Origin of the sequence: Asticcacaulis taihuensis (genome assembly GCF_900100255.1) — a bacterium.
GTDB classification, from domain to species: domain Bacteria; phylum Pseudomonadota; class Alphaproteobacteria; order Caulobacterales; family Caulobacteraceae; genus Asticcacaulis; species Asticcacaulis taihuensis.
The window spans coordinates 90,849-107,849 of record NZ_FMTS01000007.1 but is presented as its reverse complement, the minus strand read 5'-3'; the positions used below and the strand labels follow the sequence as shown (position 1 = coordinate 107,849).

Here is a 17,001-nt window from a genome sequence, read left to right as displayed (position 1 = left end):
ATTACGCAGATTACGCAGATTACGCAGATTACGCAGATTTTTTAATGCATCTTCGATGCATGTGTCAGCCTGGCCGCGTATGGTTTTTCGACGCGAAGCGACAATCCGTTACAGGGAGGTTTGCCTTAAGTCCGCCGGTAAATATCAAAATAATCTGCGAAATCTGCGTAATCTGTGGATCACTTTTTAAGCGGCTCGACGCCTGCGCTAGCGCAACCTTGATGGGCGCTACCGCACCGTCGTCCACGGGCGGCTGAGCAGGACGGCGCAGGTGATCAGCCCGACCAGCGAATAGGTCTGCGGGAAATTACCCCACAGTTCGCCGGTATCGACTTTCACATCCTCCGACAGCAGGCCGGAATGGGTACGGCGCGCCAGCATGGCCTCAAACAGATCTCGCGCCTCCTCCGTGCGGCCCATCAGGTGCAGGGCCTCGATGTACCAGAAGGTGCAGAAATTGAAGGCGGTTTCCGGTTCGCCGAAATCGTCCGGTTCGACATAGCGGTAGAAGTTGTCGCCCTTACGTAGTTGTCGTTCGCACTCCTTGAAGGTGGCGACACAGCGTGGATCATCGGCCGGCAGGAAGCCCAGTTCGAATAGTTGCAGCAGGCTGGCATCGACCTCCTCGCCGCCGAAGGAGCCGGCGAAGATGCCCAGTTTTTCGTTCCATGCCTTTTCCTCGATCGTCTTGCGGATGATGCCCGCGCGTTTGCTCCAGAAGCTGCTGCGGTCCTTCAGGTCGAGCGACAGCGCCACATTGGCCAGCCGGTCGCACGCCGCCCAGCAAAGCAATGCCGAATAGGTATGAACACGCGCTATGGTGCGGAATTCCCATAGCCCGGCATCCGGCTTGTCGTAGACGTCAAACGCGCGATCGCCGACCTTTTCCAGGGCGTGGAAATCGGCCTCGGTGCCGACGCGCAGGAAGCGGGCATCGAAGAAGGACTGGGTCAGCGGCAGGATCATCTGGCCATAGACATCGTGCTGGTGATGCTCATAGGCCTGGTTGCCGACGCGCACCGGTCCCATGCCGCGGTAGCCCTTCATATCGGGCGCGATGCGCTCGGTCAGGTCGCCTTGTAGGGAGACGCTGTAAAGCGGCTGCACATGGCCTCCGGCCGCCTGGTCGGTGAGGTTGCGCAGATAGACGAGATAGCTTTCCAGCATGTCGGCAGCGCCCAGCCGGTTCAGCGCCCGCACCACATAATAGGCATCCCTGATCCAGCAGTAGCGGTAATCCCAGTTGCGGCCGGTATTGGCCGCTTCGGGGATCGAGGTGGTCATGGCCGCCACGATGGCGCCGGTGTCATCGTAGGAACAGAGCTTGAGTGTGATGGCGGCGCGGATCACCGCTTCCTGCCATTCCAGCGGGATGGTCAGGGTGCGCACCCAGCCCTGCCAGTAGGCGGCGGTGGCGCGCAGCATGTGCTCGGCATCGGTCAGCACGTCATTTGGGTAGGGCTCGTCCGGTCCCAGATGGAAGCCAAGCGGGCCTTCCAGCCGGAAGGTCTGGTCTTCGCGCAGGTAGGTGAGGGGGGCATTGGTGGTCAGGCGCATCACCGCCGGGCCGCACTCGTAGCGAATGTGGCTGGAGCCATAGGTGGCGGCGCCGAGGTCGCGCCCCCAGTTTCCGGTCGGCGCCATGCGGATACGGATGCGCGGCGTGCCCGAAACCGGCCGGATTAGCCGGTAAAAGGCCCAGGGCTTGTAGGTGCGGTTAAGGTGATGCAGGCGCGGGGCGAAGTCGATGATCTCGACCACGGCGCCGTGGCGGTCGCGCATTTCGGTGCGCAGCACGGCGGTGTTGCGAATATAGGCTTGAGTGGTTTCCGTTATGTCGGCCATCTCGACACTCCAGCATCCCGCGTTTTCTTGGCCGGCATTTTCGCTGCCGCCGCAGTTGGGTTCAAGCAGGGCGGAAAAGACCGGTTCGCCGTCGATGCGTGGATAGCAGGCCCAGACAAAGCGGCCCCGGCGATCAATCAGGGCGGTGGCGGCGCAATTGCCGATGGGGGAGAGGTCGAGATTGGTCTGTTCAGGCACGAGAACACTTTCCGAAAGTGTGACGCACTTTTCGGATTAAAAAGTGCGGTAAAGTAAAGAATTCAGAGCGCTTTCCGATCTGACGCATTCAGATCGAAAAACGCTCTGAATAGCTCCAGGCAATATATCTTGATACGGGAATGTGCATTCGCAGTGATCACAAAAACTCTCACAATCGATCACAGAAACGCGAGGTCGGTTGAAAAGAGTTTCCCATGGGTGCTAGGTTGATAGACGCATGGCTATACGGCCTCAAGACGAAAATATTGTCTTTATGGAAATTTTATTTTCCATATTCATCTCAATAATCTCAATAAATATTCTTATTTTGTCACAATTGAGGCTGGGCTGTACTTTGAAAACGATGGTCGGCAAAGCTATTTGCCGTATCCATCGGCGTTAATGAAGTGGAATGGGCTAATGAATATATGGAAAGTCGCAAACGGCAGGATGCCGCGCGGATGACGGTCGCCACAAAGATCAACGCCCTGATGCGCTGCGCCCTCGATGATATCTCCCTGTTTCTCGATCTCGACGGCACCCTGGCGCCATTTACCGACACACCGGAGGCGGTGGGACCGGATATTGCCCGCAATGCCCTCATCCGCAACTTGGCTATGCGTCTTGAAGGTCGCCTGGCGGTGGTCAGTGGCCGGCCGATCGCCGATATCGACCGCATTCTGGAAGGCGTGGTGCCGGCGGTGGCCGGCAGTCACGGCCTGCAACGCCGCGATGCCCGCCTGGATATGATCGTGGCGCCGATTCATTCCGGCGTGGCGCAGGCCAGACAGGAAATCGCCGCCTTCGTGCGCAAGTATCCGGAACTGCATGTCGAGGAAAAGCCTTTGAGCGTGGCCCTGCATTACCGTGCGGAACCGACCCTGGAACCGGTGGTCGATATCTTCGCCGAGGATCTGGCCCGCCGCACCGGCCTCAAGCTGCAACGCGGCGTCATGGTAATCGAATTCCTGACCCCCGGCATGGATAAGGGCCGGGCCGTGCGCGCCTTCATGGTCGAGCCGCCCTTTGCCGGCACGCGGCCGGTGTTCGTCGGCGATGACCTGACCGACGAGGACGGCTTCCGCGTGGTGCGGTCTTTCGGCGGCATCGGCGTGCTGGTCGGGGGTTTGCGCGAAACCTTCGCTGATTACCGCCTAGGCAATGTGGACGCCGTCCATCACTGGCTCGCGCGCGGGCTGCAAACTGAATGTCTTGAACTGGAGACCGCCATTGAGCCGTCTTATCGTCGTATCTAACCGCGTCAATCCGCCGGCCGATCCCGGTGTCGGCACCGCCGGCGGCCTGGCCATGGCGCTTTCGGCCGCCCTGCGCGAGGACAAGGGGCTGTGGTTCGGCTGGAGCGGCCATACGGTCGAGCCCTATACCGGCCAGATGTCGATGCAGGTGGTCGGCGGCGTTACCGTGGCCCTGCTCGATCTCGATGCCCAGGACGAGCAGGAATATTACAACGGCTACGCCAACCGCACCCTGTGGCCGCTGTTCCATTACCGGCCGGACCTGGTGAACTATGAGCGCAGCTTCGATGAGGGCTATGAGCGGGTCAATACGCGCTTCGCCGAGACCCTCCTGCCGTTGATCGGGCCGGACGATATCATCTGGGTGCAGGACTATCACCTGATTCCGCTGGGCCGCGAACTGCGCAAGCGCGGGGTGAAAAACCGCATCGGCTTTTTCCTGCATATCCCCTGGCCGGCGCGGCGGATTCTCTCCACCCTGCCGCGCCATGGCGAACTGGTCGAATCGATGTTCAGCTATGATCTGGTCGGTTTCCAGACCGAGGACGATGTCGAAGCTTTTACCGATTACGCCATCCATGATGCCGGGGCGGCGCTCGAAAAGGACGGCGTGATCAGCGCCTTTGGCCGCCGCATCCGCGCCCGCGCCTTCCCGATCGGAATCGATGCCACCGATTTCGAGGCCACGCTGAAAAGCGAACGCGCTGAGCTGTTCTACAAGACCATGCTGAACAGCCAGGCCGGCCGCAAGATGCTGCTGGGTGTCGACCGGCTCGACTATTCCAAGGGGCTGGAGGAGCGCTTCACGGCCTATGAAACCCTGCTGGCCAATAATCCGGGAATGCACGGGCACCTGTTCCTGTTGCAGATCGCCACGCGGTCGCGCGATGAGGTTGACGCTTATCAGGATCTGCGCGGCCGTCTGGATAACCTGTCGGGCAAGATCAACGGCGCCTATGCCACGGTCGACTGGGTGCCGCTGCGCTATGTCAATCGCGCCTATCGCCGTGATGAACTGGCCGGCATCTACCGCGCCGCCGATATCGGCCTGGTGACGCCCCTGCGTGATGGCATGAACCTGGTTGCCAAGGAATATGTGGCGGCGCAGGACCCGGAAAATCCCGGCGTGCTGGTCCTGTCGCAGTTCGCCGGCGCCGCCGAGCAGATGAAAGACGCGCTGATCGTTAACCCGCTCAGCCGCGAGGACGTATCGGAAGCCGTGCATCGCGGCCTGTCCATGCCGCTGAAGGAGCGCAAACGGCGCTGGGAATCGCTGATGGAGAACGTCCGCACCAACGATGTCTCGCGCTGGCGCGATGACTTCGTCGCCTGCCTGAAAACGCCGATCGCCGAACTGGCAGGAGTGGAATAAGCGCGGCTATTGGGAAGATGAACTGCCAGAGGACGCGCTTTGGGAGGCGCTGTCCGACGAAGCGCTCATAATGGTCATCCCGCCCATGTTGCTGGCGGGACAATTGTCCATGGTCCCGTGAGCGGGCATGTGGCTCTTGTCAGGCATCCCGCTCATATGGCCGTCCATATGACTCATGCTGCTCATTGACATGTTCTGGGACATGTTTGGAGACATGCTGTCACAGGCCATCATGGAGCTGCCGGAACTGGAAGCGCCCGCGCCCTGGGTATCAGCGGAGGGTGTTGATTGCGCCTGGGTGATAGCGGGCAGGGCCGCCACGCCGGTGAGGAAGGCAGCCGTGGCTGCCAGGGGCAGAAAGGCTTTCATGGGAAAATGTCCTTGTGAGGGATGCGCGCGCGGCACCCTATGCTTCCCCTTGTAAGGATGTGCGTTCTTTGTCGGCTGTTTAAAAGTAAACAGAACGTAAAAACGTCGTTATCTCGCAGTAGCGCGCAGGCCGTAGGGACCATCAACGATTTCCTGGCCACGACGGGTCAGTTTCACCTTGCCGTAGCTTTCCGACATATCGAGCACTTTCGTGACGCCGCCATTGCCTTTCCAGCTCCAGGTGATCCAGCCGGTGCCGGTGTCCTGCGCCGCCTGCATCAGGTGCAGGTGGTCGACAGCATTGCCATCCTCGATCAGTTCCTGATCACCGAATTCTCCCAGCAGGAAGGGCACGCCTTCACGGCGCAGATCGGCGATGTTCCGGTCGATCTTTTCCGGCGAATTCCACGGCTTATTGTAGGCATGAACCGATACGATCAGGTTATGCAGCGGGTCGAGCGCCTGCAGGGTCTTGCCGCGCCCTTCGAGGAAGCTGCCGGTCGCCTGTCCGCAATCGGCGGCATCGATCACGATCGGTGCGCGATAGCCGCGCGTGCGCATGGCGCGGATCAGGTCGGTATAGGTCGCCATGTAGCTGGCGTAATTGTCCTTCGAGCTACCCCACTCATTGGCGATATTGAGCATCAGGTACGGTTGATATTTCCGCTCGCTCAGCACGTCGGCCCAGCGCCGCAGCCAAAGGTCGCCGGTATCCCGCCGCAGGCGGGCACTGTCGGTGCCGCAGGTGATATCCTGTTCCCAGTAGAAGACCATGACCGGCAGCTTCAGGGCAACGGCCTTGTCGAGCGCCTTTTTCAGATCTTTCGCCGAGGTGTTGCGGCGCAGTTGCAGGCGGATGATATTGGCGCCGGTCGAAGAAATCGCCTTGATGGCCGGCAGGGCGGCTTTCGGATTGTCGCCATATTGGAGATTTATGCCACGGGCGATGAAGGCGGTGCCGTCCGGCCTGAGGATTTCGCTGCCTTCGGTATGGAAAACCGGCGCCGGGGTTTTGTGCAGGGCATCAAGGGCCGATTGCAGGGTGGTGCAACCCGACACCGTCAGTGTCAGGCATACGGCCGCCAATGCCTTGATCCAGTGTTTTACCGCCATTCGCAGATTCTCCGCATCATCGGGAGAATGGCGGCAAAAGTTTGCCAAGATGATAATATCTGTTCTTCATTTTGACAGCGAAATGCCTATATAGGCCGGTGCGGTTCGATGATCATTTTCTTGAAGAGCTAAAGACGCGCCTGCGGCCCTCGGAGGTCATAGGCAAGAGCGTCAAGCTGCGCAAGAATGGACGCGAATGGGTGGGTCTGTCGCCTTTCAGCAAGGAAAAGACGCCCTCCTTCTATGTCAATGACGAGAAGCGTTTCTTCCATGATTTTTCCTCCGGCAAGCATGGCGACATCATCTCCTTTCTGCAGGAAACCGAACGGCTGAGTTTCAACGAGGCGGTCGAGAAACTGGCCGCCGAAGCCGGCATGGCCCTGCCGGTCGATACCCCCCAGGCCAAGGCGGCCGAGATGAAGCGCCGGGGGCTGACCGACTGGATGGACCTGGCGCAGAAGTGGTTTGTCAGCCGGTTGCAGGACAAGACGCCCGCCGCGCAGAATGCGCGCGACTACCTGGAGCGGCGCGGATTATCAAAAGAAGACATCGTCACCTTTGGCCTGGGCTATGCCCCGCGTGACCGCACGGCGCTGAAAGATGCGTTGGTGCAGCGTGGCGCCAAGGTCTCCGAACTGGTCGAATGCGGCCTGCTGATCGAGATCGAGGGCGGCTCGGCCCCCTATGACCGTTTCCGTGACCGCCTGATGTTCCCGATCGAGGATCAGCGCGGCATTGTCGTTTCCTTCGGTGGGCGGGCGCTTAATCCGGACGACAAGGCCAAATATCTCAATGGGCCGGAAACGACCCTGTTCCACAAGGGGCAGATGTTGTTCGGCCTGCCGAAAGCGCTAAAACTGCTGGGGGCGCAGGAAACCCACGCAGAGCTGGTGGTGGTCGAGGGCTATATGGACGTCATCGCCTGTCAACGCGCCCATGTGGCGGCGGTGGCGCCGCTGGGCACGGCCCTGACCGAGGAACAGATCGAAATCCTGTGGCGCCGCCACCCCGAACCGACCCTTTGCTTCGATGGCGACAAGGCCGGGCAACGCGCGGCTTCGCGTGCCCTGGATCGGGCGTTGCCCAAGCTCAAGCCCGGCCGGTCTTTCAAGGTCTGCCTGATCACCGGCGGCAAGGACCCGGACGATGTGCTGCGCGAAAAGGGGGCGCTGGCCCTGCGCGAGGCGCTGAAGGAGACGCGGCCGTTCGTCGAGGTGCTGTTCAGCCGCGAGGCGGAAGCCGAGCCGCTCGATACGCCGGAACGCAAGGCCGGTTTCAAGAAACGCCTTCGCGCCCTGGCGGCGCAGATCGAGGACAAGGACCTAGCCGAAGCCTATCGCCAGGACCTGCTGGAGCGCTATGACGCGCTGGTGGCGCCGCAGAGGCAAGCCGGTTTTCAGGGGAAGGCGCCCTTCGTTCCAAACCAGGGTGCGGCGCCGCGAAAAGCCTGGCAGCCGGGGCAAAAGCGCGAAATCTATATCCCGCCGGCCATGGAAGAAACACGTCGCGCGGCGGTCAATCTGTCCTCTGCCCTCGATCCGACGGCGGCCAGCCTGGCGCAGGGCCTGGTCGATAATCCGGACTGGATGCTTGACCAGGTGGAGGGGTTGGAAGCCTATGGCTTTGGCGACGACGCCCTGGCGCCCCTGGCAAAGGCGCTCATCGCGCTCAGTTTTCAGCACGAAGGGCTTGACAGGCCCGCCTTGAGTCGCCATCTGCAAAAGCAAGGACTTGGTGCATTGTTAAGCGAGATACAGAAGGCGGCCCTAAAGAGCGGCGCGCCATTCCTCTCACCGGACATATCTTCAGCTGATGCCCATGCCCGCTGGTTACAGGCGTTCAACGCGGTCTCGCGTTTGACGGCCTTGGATCGTGCTTTGAATTCGGCCCGCGAACAGGTGGGGACAGAATTTTTTTCACGGCTCAAGCTCGAACGCGATGCCCTGCGGAAGTCCTTGAGAAGCGGACAAATCTGGCAGGACGGCGACGAAAGCCCAACCTAAAAAGCATGACAAGTCATGTGGTTAAGCTTTCGTTCAGACTGTTTTCAATAAGACACATGAGCGGCTCCTGAATTTTCAGGCACGTTGCGGAGACCCATATGAGTGTGACAAAATGAGCACGGCGACAGAAAAACCTGAAAATGAGGCTTCGTCCGACGGTCCCTTGCTCGACCTGACCGATTCCGCGGTCAAGAAATTCATCAAGGCGGCCAAGGCGCGCGGCTACGTTACCATGGACGAGCTGAACAAGGTGCTGCCGTCGGAAGAATTCACCTCCGAGCAGATCGAAGACACCCTGGCGATGCTCACCGAGATGGGCGTGAATGTCATCGAGTCCGAGGAAGAGGCGTCCGAGGGCGGCGAGGTCGTCGTCCGCGAGGAAGCCGGCGCGGTGGTGGAAACCACCAAGACCTCGAACTATGATCGTACCGATGACCCGGTGCGCATGTATCTGCGCGAAATGGGCTCGGTCGAGCTTCTGAGCCGCGAAGGCGAAATCGCCATCGCCAAGCGCATCGAGGCCGGCCGCGACACCATGATCCGCGGCCTGTGCGAATCGGCGCTGACCTTTGAAGCCATCATGATCTGGCGCGAGGAACTGGGGTCCGGCCGCATCCTGCTGCGTGAAATCATCGACCTGGAAGGCACCTATGGCGGTGGCCCGCAGGAAGGTCCGCCGCCCGGCGCGCTCGGCGAAGACGGTGAGGAAATCGAGGAAGTGATCCAGCCCGGACCGCGCCCGCAGCGCTTCGTGCCGCCGGTCATCAAGATTCCCGATCCGGAGCCGGTCAAGCCGGAGCCGAAGCCGGAATCGAAGGCCGTCTCCGAAAAGGTGGTCGAGCCGAAAAAGCGTGCCTCCGGTGACGAGGACGACGACGACGATTACGTCCCGATGGACGAGGAAGAAAAGAAGCCTGAGCCCGAGGAAGAGGAAGAGGACGATTTCGACGATGGCGCCGGCCCGTCGGTTTCGGCCATGGAATCGGAACTGCGCGAAGGCGTGATGGCGACGCTCGACGCCATTGCCGGCGAGTTCGAAACCTATCGTCACACCCAGGAAAAGATGCTGACCGCCAAGCTGGAGGGCCTGCCCCTCGATCCGGCGGATCGCGCGGCCTATGACGAGGTTACGGCGACGATCACCCGCCACCTCAAGACGCTCAAGCTCAACAACCAGCGGATCGAAGCCCTGGTCGAGCAGCTTTACACCATCAACAAGAAGCTGATGGGGCTGGAAGGCCGCCTGCTGCGCCTGGCCGATAGTTACGGCATTTCACGCACGGAATTCCTCACCGCCTACTATACGCGCGAACTCGATCCCGCCTGGGGCGACAAGGTGCGCGACATGGGTATCCGCTGGCAGAAGTTCATCGATAATGACGGCCCTGCGATCAACCGCATTCGCGGCGAGGTCACGCAACTGGCCACCGATATGGGCGTGGCGGTCGATGATTTCCGTCGCATTGTCGGCACGGTGCAGAAGGGCGAGCGCGAAGCTCGCCAGGCCAAGACCGAAATGGTCGAGGCCAATCTGCGCCTCGTCATTTCGATCGCCAAAAAGTACACCAACCGCGGTTTGCAGTTCCTCGACCTGATCCAGGAAGGCAATATCGGCCTGATGAAGGCGGTCGACAAGTTCGAATACCGCCGCGGCTACAAGTTCTCGACCTACGCCACCTGGTGGATCCGTCAGGCGATCACGCGCTCGATCGCGGACCAGGCCCGCACCATCCGCATCCCGGTCCATATGATCGAGACGATCAACAAGATCGTCCGCACCTCGCGCCAGATGCTGCATGAGATCGGCCGCGAACCGACACCGGAAGAACTGGCTGAAAAGCTGGCCATGCCGCTGGAAAAGGTCCGCAAGGTGCTGAAGATCGCCAAGGAACCGATCTCGCTGGAAACGCCGATCGGCGACGAAGAAGACTCGCACCTCGGCGACTTCATCGAGGACAAGAACGCCGTCCTGCCGATCGATGCCGCTATCCAGTCCAACCTGCGCGAAACCACCACGCGGGTTCTGGCCTCGCTGACCCCGCGTGAAGAACGGGTTCTGCGGATGCGTTTCGGCATTGGCATGAACACCGACCACACTCTGGAAGAGGTCGGCCAGCAGTTCTCGGTCACCCGCGAACGTATCCGTCAGATCGAGGCCAAGGCGCTGCGTAAGCTCAAGCACCCGTCGCGGTCACGGAAGCTGCGGTCGTTCCTGGATTCGTAACTTATGGGGTTTGGGGCCTGCGGCCCCATAACCTTGCCTTATTCAAAGAAAAACCCGGCCTTTTGGGGCCGGGTTTTTCTTTGAAAGAGTGAAGACTTGGGGCCGCAGGCCCCAAACCCCATAAGTCATCGAACAGACACGATCCACATTGATCCTTTATGGCAAACTGTCATGATTTGTGACAACGCAGGGGGGCGCCTGCGGAGTTCTCAGTGGGGTTCAGGGGCATATGCCGCTCAGCAAACTTTCGCCAGGCGAACAGGCTGATTTTTTCCGTCTCGTGCTCGATTCGACCGTCGAAGGCGTCTGCACCCTGGATCGGCAGGGGCGCGTTACCATGTGCAACGCCGCCTTCCTGCGCATGTTCGGCTTTTCCGAAACCGATACCGTCATTGGCACCGTGGTGCATGACCGCATTCACCATCATCATGCCGATGGCAGCCTCTATCCCCTGGACGATTGCCCGCTTTACCGCGCCTCCTTGAGCGGTGAAGCCTGCCATGTGCCCAATGACGCCTTCTTCCGCCAGGATGGCACCTCCTTCCCGGTCGAATACCGCGTCCAGCCGCTGAAAAGGGACGGGGACGTCACCGGCGTGATCTGCACCTTTGTCGATATCAGCGAGCGCGTGGCGCAGGCGCAAAGCCTGGCGGCGATGCAGAAGGTGGCCGATTCCACGTCCGACCGCCTCAGGCTGGCGCTCGCTTCCGGCGCCGTGCTAGGTACCTGGTTCTGGGATGTGCCGCGGCAAAAGGTGACCGGCGATGAAGGCTTTGCCCGCACCTTCGGCGTCGATCCGGCCGCAATGGCCGAGGGCGTACCTTTTGAAGCCATAGGCGCAGCCGTTCACCCCGATGATCTGCCCGGACTGATCGTGGCCGTTGAAAAAACGATGGCGACGGGTGAAGCGTGCGTCATCGATTATCGCGTTCGCAAAGGTGACGGCTGGCGCTGGGTCAATGCCACCGGCAAGGCGGTGCTGGATGGTAACGGGCAGGCGATCAACCAGTCGGGCATTGTCATCGATATAGATGACCGCCGTCGCACCCAACTGGCGCTCGACGAAAGCCACCACCAGCTCAGGATGGCGCAGAAGGTCGGCGGAATCGGCGTGTTCGCGGTTGCGGCCGGCGCCGACGACCTGACGGTTTCGGAAGAATTCTGCACCATTTTCGGTCTCGACCCCGCCCCGGTGGTATCGCTGAGGGCGGTCGCCGATCTGGTCCTGCCGGAAGACGCCGGGGCGCAGTCGACAGAGAATGACCGCGCCGAAGGCACAACGCCTTCTGAAACCGAATACCGCATCCGCCGGCCCGATGGCGAGGTGCGCTGGATATACCGCCGGGCAGAGTTCATCCGCGATGGCGATGGTCGCCCGTCACACATGGTCGGCATGGTGCAGGACATCACCGCCCGCAAGATGGCCGACCTGCGGCTGAAGGAAAGCCAGGCATACCTCAACCTGATGCTGGAAAGCGTGCAGGATTACGCCATCATCTCGCTCGATGAGGCCGGACGCATCATGCTGTGGAATTCCGGGGCGCAGAAGATCTTCGGCTACAAGCCGCAGGACGTGATGGGCAACCATATCGAGGTCATCTTCACGCCAGAAGACCGCGCGCATGGCGCGCCGCGCACCGAACTGGCCATGGCCGCCACCAATACCCGTGCCTCCGATGAGCGCTGGCATCTGCGCCAGAGCGGCGATCGCTTTTATGCGTCGGGCACCATGGCGGCGATGTATGATGAGGAGGGCCGCGTCAGGGGGTTTATCAAGATCGCGCGCGACATGACCGCCCAGCAGCAGGCCCAGGAAGCCCTGCTGGAAGCGCGCAATGCCGCCGAGGCCGCCAATATCGCCAAGACGGAATTCCTGGCCAATATGAGCCACGAGATACGCACGCCGATGAATGCCATCATCGGTCTTTCGACCATCCTGTCCAAAAGCCAGCCCCTGACGCCGCGCCAGACGGAATATATCCGTACCCTGTCCAACAGTGCCGACAGCCTGCTGGCCCTGATCAATGACCTGCTGGATATTGCGAAAATCGAGGCGCGAACGGTCGAGCTGGAGCATATTCCTTTCAGCCTGACCCGGCTGATGCAGGAGGTGGCCAGCATGATGGCCGTGTCGGTGCGCGACAAGGGCCTGACCTTCACCGGCGATGGCGAATGCGTCGAGGAGCGCATGTTCATCGGCGACCCGACGCGCCTGCGCCAGATTATCGTCAACCTGTGCAGCAACGCCATCAAGTTCACCGAAAAGGGCGGCGTCCATGTCGGCATCACCTGCCATCCATCGGACCTGCCGGACAGTGAAATGGTCTGCATTTCCGTCACTGACAGCGGCATCGGCATCGCACCGGAAAAGATGGAAACCATCTTCCAGAAGTTCGTTCAGGCCGATACCAGCATCAACCGCAAATATGGCGGCACCGGCCTGGGGCTGGCCATCACCAAGACCCTGACCGAAATCATGGGCGGCAGCATCTCGGTCAGGAGCGAGGTGGGCGAGGGTTCGGTCTTCGAGGTCTGCATTCCGCTGAAGATCGCCACCAGTGACCAGGTGAACCGGACGGAATATTCGATCCACGCCATTGTTGACAATACAGTCGAGGCCCATGTCCGGCCCCATGTCCTGCTGGTGGAGGATTACGAGCCGAATATCCTGGTCGCCACCACCTTCCTGGAAGATTTCGGCTACTATGTCGATGTCGCCAATAACGGCATGGAAGCCTTCGAGGCTGTAAAGAAACGCGCCTACGTGGCCGTGCTTATGGATGTTCAGATGCACGGCATGAACGGTCTGGACGCCACCCGCCGCATCCGCGAATGGGAAGAGGCCGAGGGGCGCCCGCGTGTGCGCATTATCGGCATGACCGCCCACGCCCTGGCCGGCGACCGCGAGCGCTGCCTGGCCGTCGGTATGGACGACTACATCCCCAAGCCCTTCCGGCCCGAGGAACTGCGCCGCAAGATCGAGCAGGGGCAGGTGGCTTAGGTGTTGTCGGGCATTATCGGGGACGCCAGCGGTACAGGCTGCGTTATATCCGCGTTTGGCCCAAAGGCGACATAGCCACTCGCGAACAAGCTTCCGCTTTGTGCACACTATCTGAACAACGGCAATTGTCGAACTCGTTTTGCCGTTCATCCCTCGGGTAAACTGCCAAAAGCTGCCGTTCAACGGCTTACACGTTAGTCGGCTCCTGGGGCCACGACAGTGTCGAGCTGGCGGACGATGAATGAGGCCTCTAAGCCTTGAGGATGCCTTTCGCATAGATCTCCGGCTCAATCTTCTCGGACAGAGCACGATAAGACGAGTCGATGTCACGTGGGCGCGCAGAAACTACTATGCCTTGGCCGACCAACGCCTCGAGCGTGTTGCGGATCTGGTACCAGCCAACGTCGGCTCTGTTGAGCTTGAACTCGTCGCGAATACTCTTCGCGATTTGCTTCTTCTCGACGGCTTTGAAGTACGCCGCCCACACCTTTCGCCCATCAGCTAGAACCTTTTTGGCTTCCTTTGAGAGCTTTAGGGTCGCGAGATGGCTGGACATGAAGTCAGATTCGAAGCGGCTTAGAGCCCCCACTTGGTCCTCGGTGTAAGGGATAAAATGGTTCACCAGTGACCAGCTCTTTCCCTGCCACATGAGGCCATCGGCACCAGCAGAAAGGTTTCTGTTGTTGAAGAGCATCCAGACCAGGCAATCGTTCGCCATCTCTTTGGGGATGTCCTGCGAAGGGATAAGGAACTGGTCGCGATCATTGAGCCAAGTTTGGCGGATGATACGTTTGGCTGTAAAAACAACCGCAGATTGCCAGAGGTTTTCTTCGGTCACTAGGAAACCTCCAGCACTGGCGTAACCCGAGGAAAATAGCACGGTGTTACCTGCATGCTGAAGGTCAGAACCATTGCTGATCATGCCGCCAATCGCGCCCTCTGCCCAGCGTGTACCGCGTACATCGCCAGTGCGTGTGGTCGGCTCCAGCGCGTTTGTGAGGGGCAACGCTGGTGTCGAGTTCGGCTTGGTGCGCTTGATCCAGGCGTTGAGCAACCTGTCTTTGGGGACGTCGTAGAACCGTTTTGCCCCGATCGGTTGGGCATGCTTGTTCAGCACCTCAGCTTCGATCTCGAATGGCTCCTTGCGCTTCTTGGCTGTGTCCCACACCAGAAAACCGATGGGAAATTCGCCCTTCAACCCATCGAAAGCACGGCTGGGGACAACGAAGCCACCCAAATATTGAGCATTCCATTCGTCACGGAAGTCGTCGAAGTTGGGAGCGTTGACGTACTTGAGCTTCGAGAACATGGCCACGATTGCATTGGGGAGCTCGGCTTGGATACGCAGTAGGAACTGGATGAACAGTTCTCGGCGCGCGAAACCAACGTCACCGCCAAAAGCACGCCCCACCACCGTGGTCGCTACCCCCGTACCGGCATTCATGGCCTCAGCATATGGAGGGTTGATTAGGACGACGATCTTCTCCTTGGCGGCAATGGCGTCGCGGAGCTCCTGCGGGAGCTTGTCCGTGAGGCTATAGTCGATCTTGCCATCTTCGGTGACGTCGTCGTTGAGGTAGTCGTACTGGAACCGGTGAGCGGCCACGCAGGTCTTGGTGGCCTTCATGACGTCGACATCGGACTGGTCGAGGGTCGACATGAAAAGGTTGCGGTGGTTAGAGTGCTTGACCTCAAGGTTTCCCACTCCGCAGCACATGTCCCAGACCTTGTACTTCTTCTGCCAGTTCTTCCCCAGCACAAAGGCCAAGTGGTCATAGGCTTTGTCGACGACATGCAGCGGGGTGTAGAAAGCCCCCTTAAAGACACGCTCCACAACCGGGATCAGGCTGTCTCTGCGCTCGAGGATGTCGTTCCGATAGTCCTTCTTGGGAGGCCGGTGGTAAATCGACCAGAAGCGCCGGTAGCCTTCCACGTTGCGTAAGGCATGCAGCTTGCCGTGTAGGTCGAACACCGGATCACCGTCCATGAAGAGCAGCTTGGCGGTCAGATCCTTGTGCGTCGAAACGGTGCCGTCGTTCATGATGTCGGCGAAGAAGAGAAGGTTAAAGCTGTCCTCCTCGACATCCTCGATCTCCTGGCCGACCATCTCCACCCACTTGTCGAACACTTGTTTGAGGTTGTCCGGAGTGATCTGAGTACGGATGATTGCGCCGGACGCGATCGCGTCCTTTACTGTCGTGACGAACTCTGCGGCATCATTTTCGATATTGAAGGCAACGAAGTGGGTGCCGATGTGTATCGAGATCGCGTCCACGGCCTCCTTTGGCACCGCTGAGGCGGACTTGCCCCACTTGATGGTCTTCTTGGCCAAGAACGGGATGACGTGGCTGCTCTGCATTAGGGCGGCCTTACCTGTGTCCATAACGCACAGTAGCGCTGGAACGTGCTCGCCCTTGTTCAGCGCCACCTGCACATAGTGAAGCAACTGAGTGAACATTTCATAGAAGGTCCAAGAATCGTTGGCCTTCGCCTCAAACCAAACCTCTTTGGTCTGGATATCGATGATATTCTTGGAGTAGCTCTTCAGTCCGAGAGCTTTAATGTAGGCGTCCTTGACGTCTTCTTCGCTCTTGGACTTCTGCAAATCGGCGTAAAGCCCCACGTTCGATACCTTCCGATGTACGAAGCTGTCCCTCAGTAAGGGATGCACAGTGATTTATCAACGGCAACGACTCCAACAAAATAGCATAGGCCGTTCTGCCTTAACCGGCACAAGCGGCGCGTATTTGTTCTTGTCGCTTTCTGAAGATTCTTCTACCAGACATTTCGCTACCGGCCACAAATAAGTCAGTCAGTTTTAACGTTCCGATGACTGCTCATGGCGCGAGGGCGTGTTCTGTAGTCCTTCGCGCGATTTGACGTAGTCAATATTGGCACGGCTGTCCGATGTCGCCACGGTAATGGCTGCTTTCGGACGATTCTTTGTCAACTGCTACCGACGTAGTTCTCTTTCCGCCTTGGGGCGCAAAGCTTTCTGATTAACACAGATTAGGTCAGTCTGTCGGAAGAGGTGGCTGAACCGTGACCTGCAGATACCTGACGCCCTTGCCGCGATCGGCCAGATGCGCCCGGCCGACCTCGGTAAAGCCCAGCTTTTCATGGAAGGCGTCCGAGGCCGGATTGGGGGGATCGTAATTGACCTCGCAGACGACATTGTCATGGCCGGCGGCGCGGGCGACGGCGAAAACGGCCTCGTAAAGCTGCCGCGCCAGGCCCTCGCCGCGCCGGGCGGGGCTCACCGCCACGCGATCGACATAGACGAAGCGTGGATAACGTGACTTGAACCACAGGAAGTTAGGGCTATCGTAGAGCGTATCCTGGTCGCAGACGATCACCAGTCCGTCGCCATCATCGATCGTGGCGGCGAAGAAGGCGGTGCCGATCAGGCGCTCCAGCCCTTGCCGGGACAGGGAAGACAGTTCCGTGGCGTGGTCTTCGTTCAGCCGGTGCAGGGCATCAAGAAGAGGGGCTGGCAGGGGCGCGGTCAGGTGAGTAAGGGGCATGATATCCTCCATACCCGTAAGCCTCTCTAACGGGTAGCGCCAATTTATTTGATTTGTCTCCGGCGGCGGGGGCTTTATGGTGCCGGCTCACGAAAA

The 17,001-nt window shown here is 59.8% G+C and carries 10 protein-coding genes; 5 read left to right on the top strand and 5 right to left on the bottom strand.

Translation table 11 applies throughout. The annotated features are described in order from the left end of the window. Window positions 1-228: 228 nt before the first annotated feature. The gene (locus tag BLO49_RS15690; protein ID WP_090650314.1) at window positions 229-2,043 is read right to left on the bottom strand and encodes a glycoside hydrolase family 15 protein; all 1,815 of its coding nucleotides are present in this window, start codon (window positions 2,041-2,043) and stop codon (window positions 229-231) included. A gap of 428 nt (window positions 2,044-2,471) precedes the next feature. Between BLO49_RS15690 and otsB the strand changes: the two genes are divergently transcribed. Both otsB and otsA read left to right on the top strand, forming a co-directional pair. Next, entirely contained in the window at window positions 2,472-3,299 is an 828-nt protein-coding gene (gene otsB / locus BLO49_RS15685; RefSeq protein WP_245679064.1) for a trehalose-phosphatase, read from the top strand. Continuing rightward, entirely contained in the window at window positions 3,274-4,671 is a 1,398-nt protein-coding gene (gene otsA, locus BLO49_RS15680) for an alpha,alpha-trehalose-phosphate synthase (UDP-forming) (protein WP_090650313.1), read from the top strand. Before otsB ends, otsA begins: the two co-directional genes overlap by 26 nt. A gap of 6 nt (window positions 4,672-4,677) precedes the next feature. Here the strand turns inward: otsA and BLO49_RS15675 are convergent, their stop codons facing one another. Continuing rightward, complete coding sequence (locus BLO49_RS15675) at window positions 4,678-5,040, bottom strand: hypothetical protein (protein ID WP_090650311.1); 363 nt, start codon at window positions 5,038-5,040, stop codon at window positions 4,678-4,680. Between the two features lie 108 nt (window positions 5,041-5,148). Beyond that, complete coding sequence (locus BLO49_RS15670) at window positions 5,149-6,153, bottom strand: cellulase family glycosylhydrolase (RefSeq protein ID WP_090650309.1); 1,005 nt, start codon at window positions 6,151-6,153, stop codon at window positions 5,149-5,151. Between the two features lie 98 nt (window positions 6,154-6,251). Here BLO49_RS15670 and dnaG point away from each other — a divergent pair, with 98 nt between their 5' ends. From dnaG to BLO49_RS15655, 3 genes are all read left to right on the top strand, one after another. After that, on the top strand, window positions 6,252-8,156 hold the full coding sequence (gene dnaG / locus BLO49_RS15665) for a DNA primase (RefSeq protein ID WP_090650308.1): 1,905 nt from the start codon (window positions 6,252-6,254) through the stop codon (window positions 8,154-8,156). Window positions 8,157-8,268: 112 nt separating this feature from the next. Beyond that, window positions 8,269-10,380 (top strand): RNA polymerase sigma factor RpoD, encoded by a 2,112-nt coding sequence (gene rpoD, locus BLO49_RS15660; protein ID WP_090650306.1) that lies wholly within the window; start codon window positions 8,269-8,271, stop codon window positions 10,378-10,380. A gap of 229 nt (window positions 10,381-10,609) precedes the next feature. Continuing rightward, window positions 10,610-13,381, top strand: coding sequence for a PAS domain-containing hybrid sensor histidine kinase/response regulator (locus BLO49_RS15655; protein WP_090650304.1), 2,772 nt, complete (start codon window positions 10,610-10,612; stop codon window positions 13,379-13,381). Window positions 13,382-13,631: 250 nt separating this feature from the next. On the opposite strand, the gene BLO49_RS15650 is transcribed toward BLO49_RS15655, so the two are convergent. Together BLO49_RS15650 and BLO49_RS15645 are read right to left on the bottom strand one after the other, a co-directional pair. Next, on the bottom strand, window positions 13,632-16,004 hold the full coding sequence (locus BLO49_RS15650; protein ID WP_090650303.1) for a hypothetical protein: 2,373 nt from the start codon (window positions 16,002-16,004) through the stop codon (window positions 13,632-13,634). Window positions 16,005-16,395: 391 nt separating this feature from the next. Continuing rightward, the gene (locus tag BLO49_RS15645; protein ID WP_090650399.1) at window positions 16,396-16,905 is read right to left on the bottom strand and encodes a GNAT family N-acetyltransferase; all 510 of its coding nucleotides are present in this window, start codon (window positions 16,903-16,905) and stop codon (window positions 16,396-16,398) included. Window positions 16,906-17,001 lie beyond the last annotated feature (96 nt).

What these genes read in the sequence shown, in the direction of transcription:
- otsB (WP_245679064.1), top strand. Translation starts at nt 2,472, where the DNA reads ATGGAAAGTCGCAAACGGCAGGATGCCGCGCGGATGACGGTCGCCACA.
- BLO49_RS15675 (WP_090650311.1), bottom strand. Translation starts at nt 5,040, where the DNA reads ATGAAAGCCTTTCTGCCCCTGGCAGCCACGGCTGCCTTCCTCACCGGC.
- BLO49_RS15670 (WP_090650309.1), bottom strand. Translation starts at nt 6,153, where the DNA reads ATGGCGGTAAAACACTGGATCAAGGCATTGGCGGCCGTATGCCTGACA.
- rpoD (WP_090650306.1), top strand. Translation starts at nt 8,269, where the DNA reads ATGAGCACGGCGACAGAAAAACCTGAAAATGAGGCTTCGTCCGACGGT.
- BLO49_RS15655 (WP_090650304.1), top strand. Translation starts at nt 10,610, where the DNA reads ATGCCGCTCAGCAAACTTTCGCCAGGCGAACAGGCTGATTTTTTCCGT.
- BLO49_RS15645 (WP_090650399.1), bottom strand. Translation starts at nt 16,905, where the DNA reads ATGCCCCTTACTCACCTGACCGCGCCCCTGCCAGCCCCTCTTCTTGAT.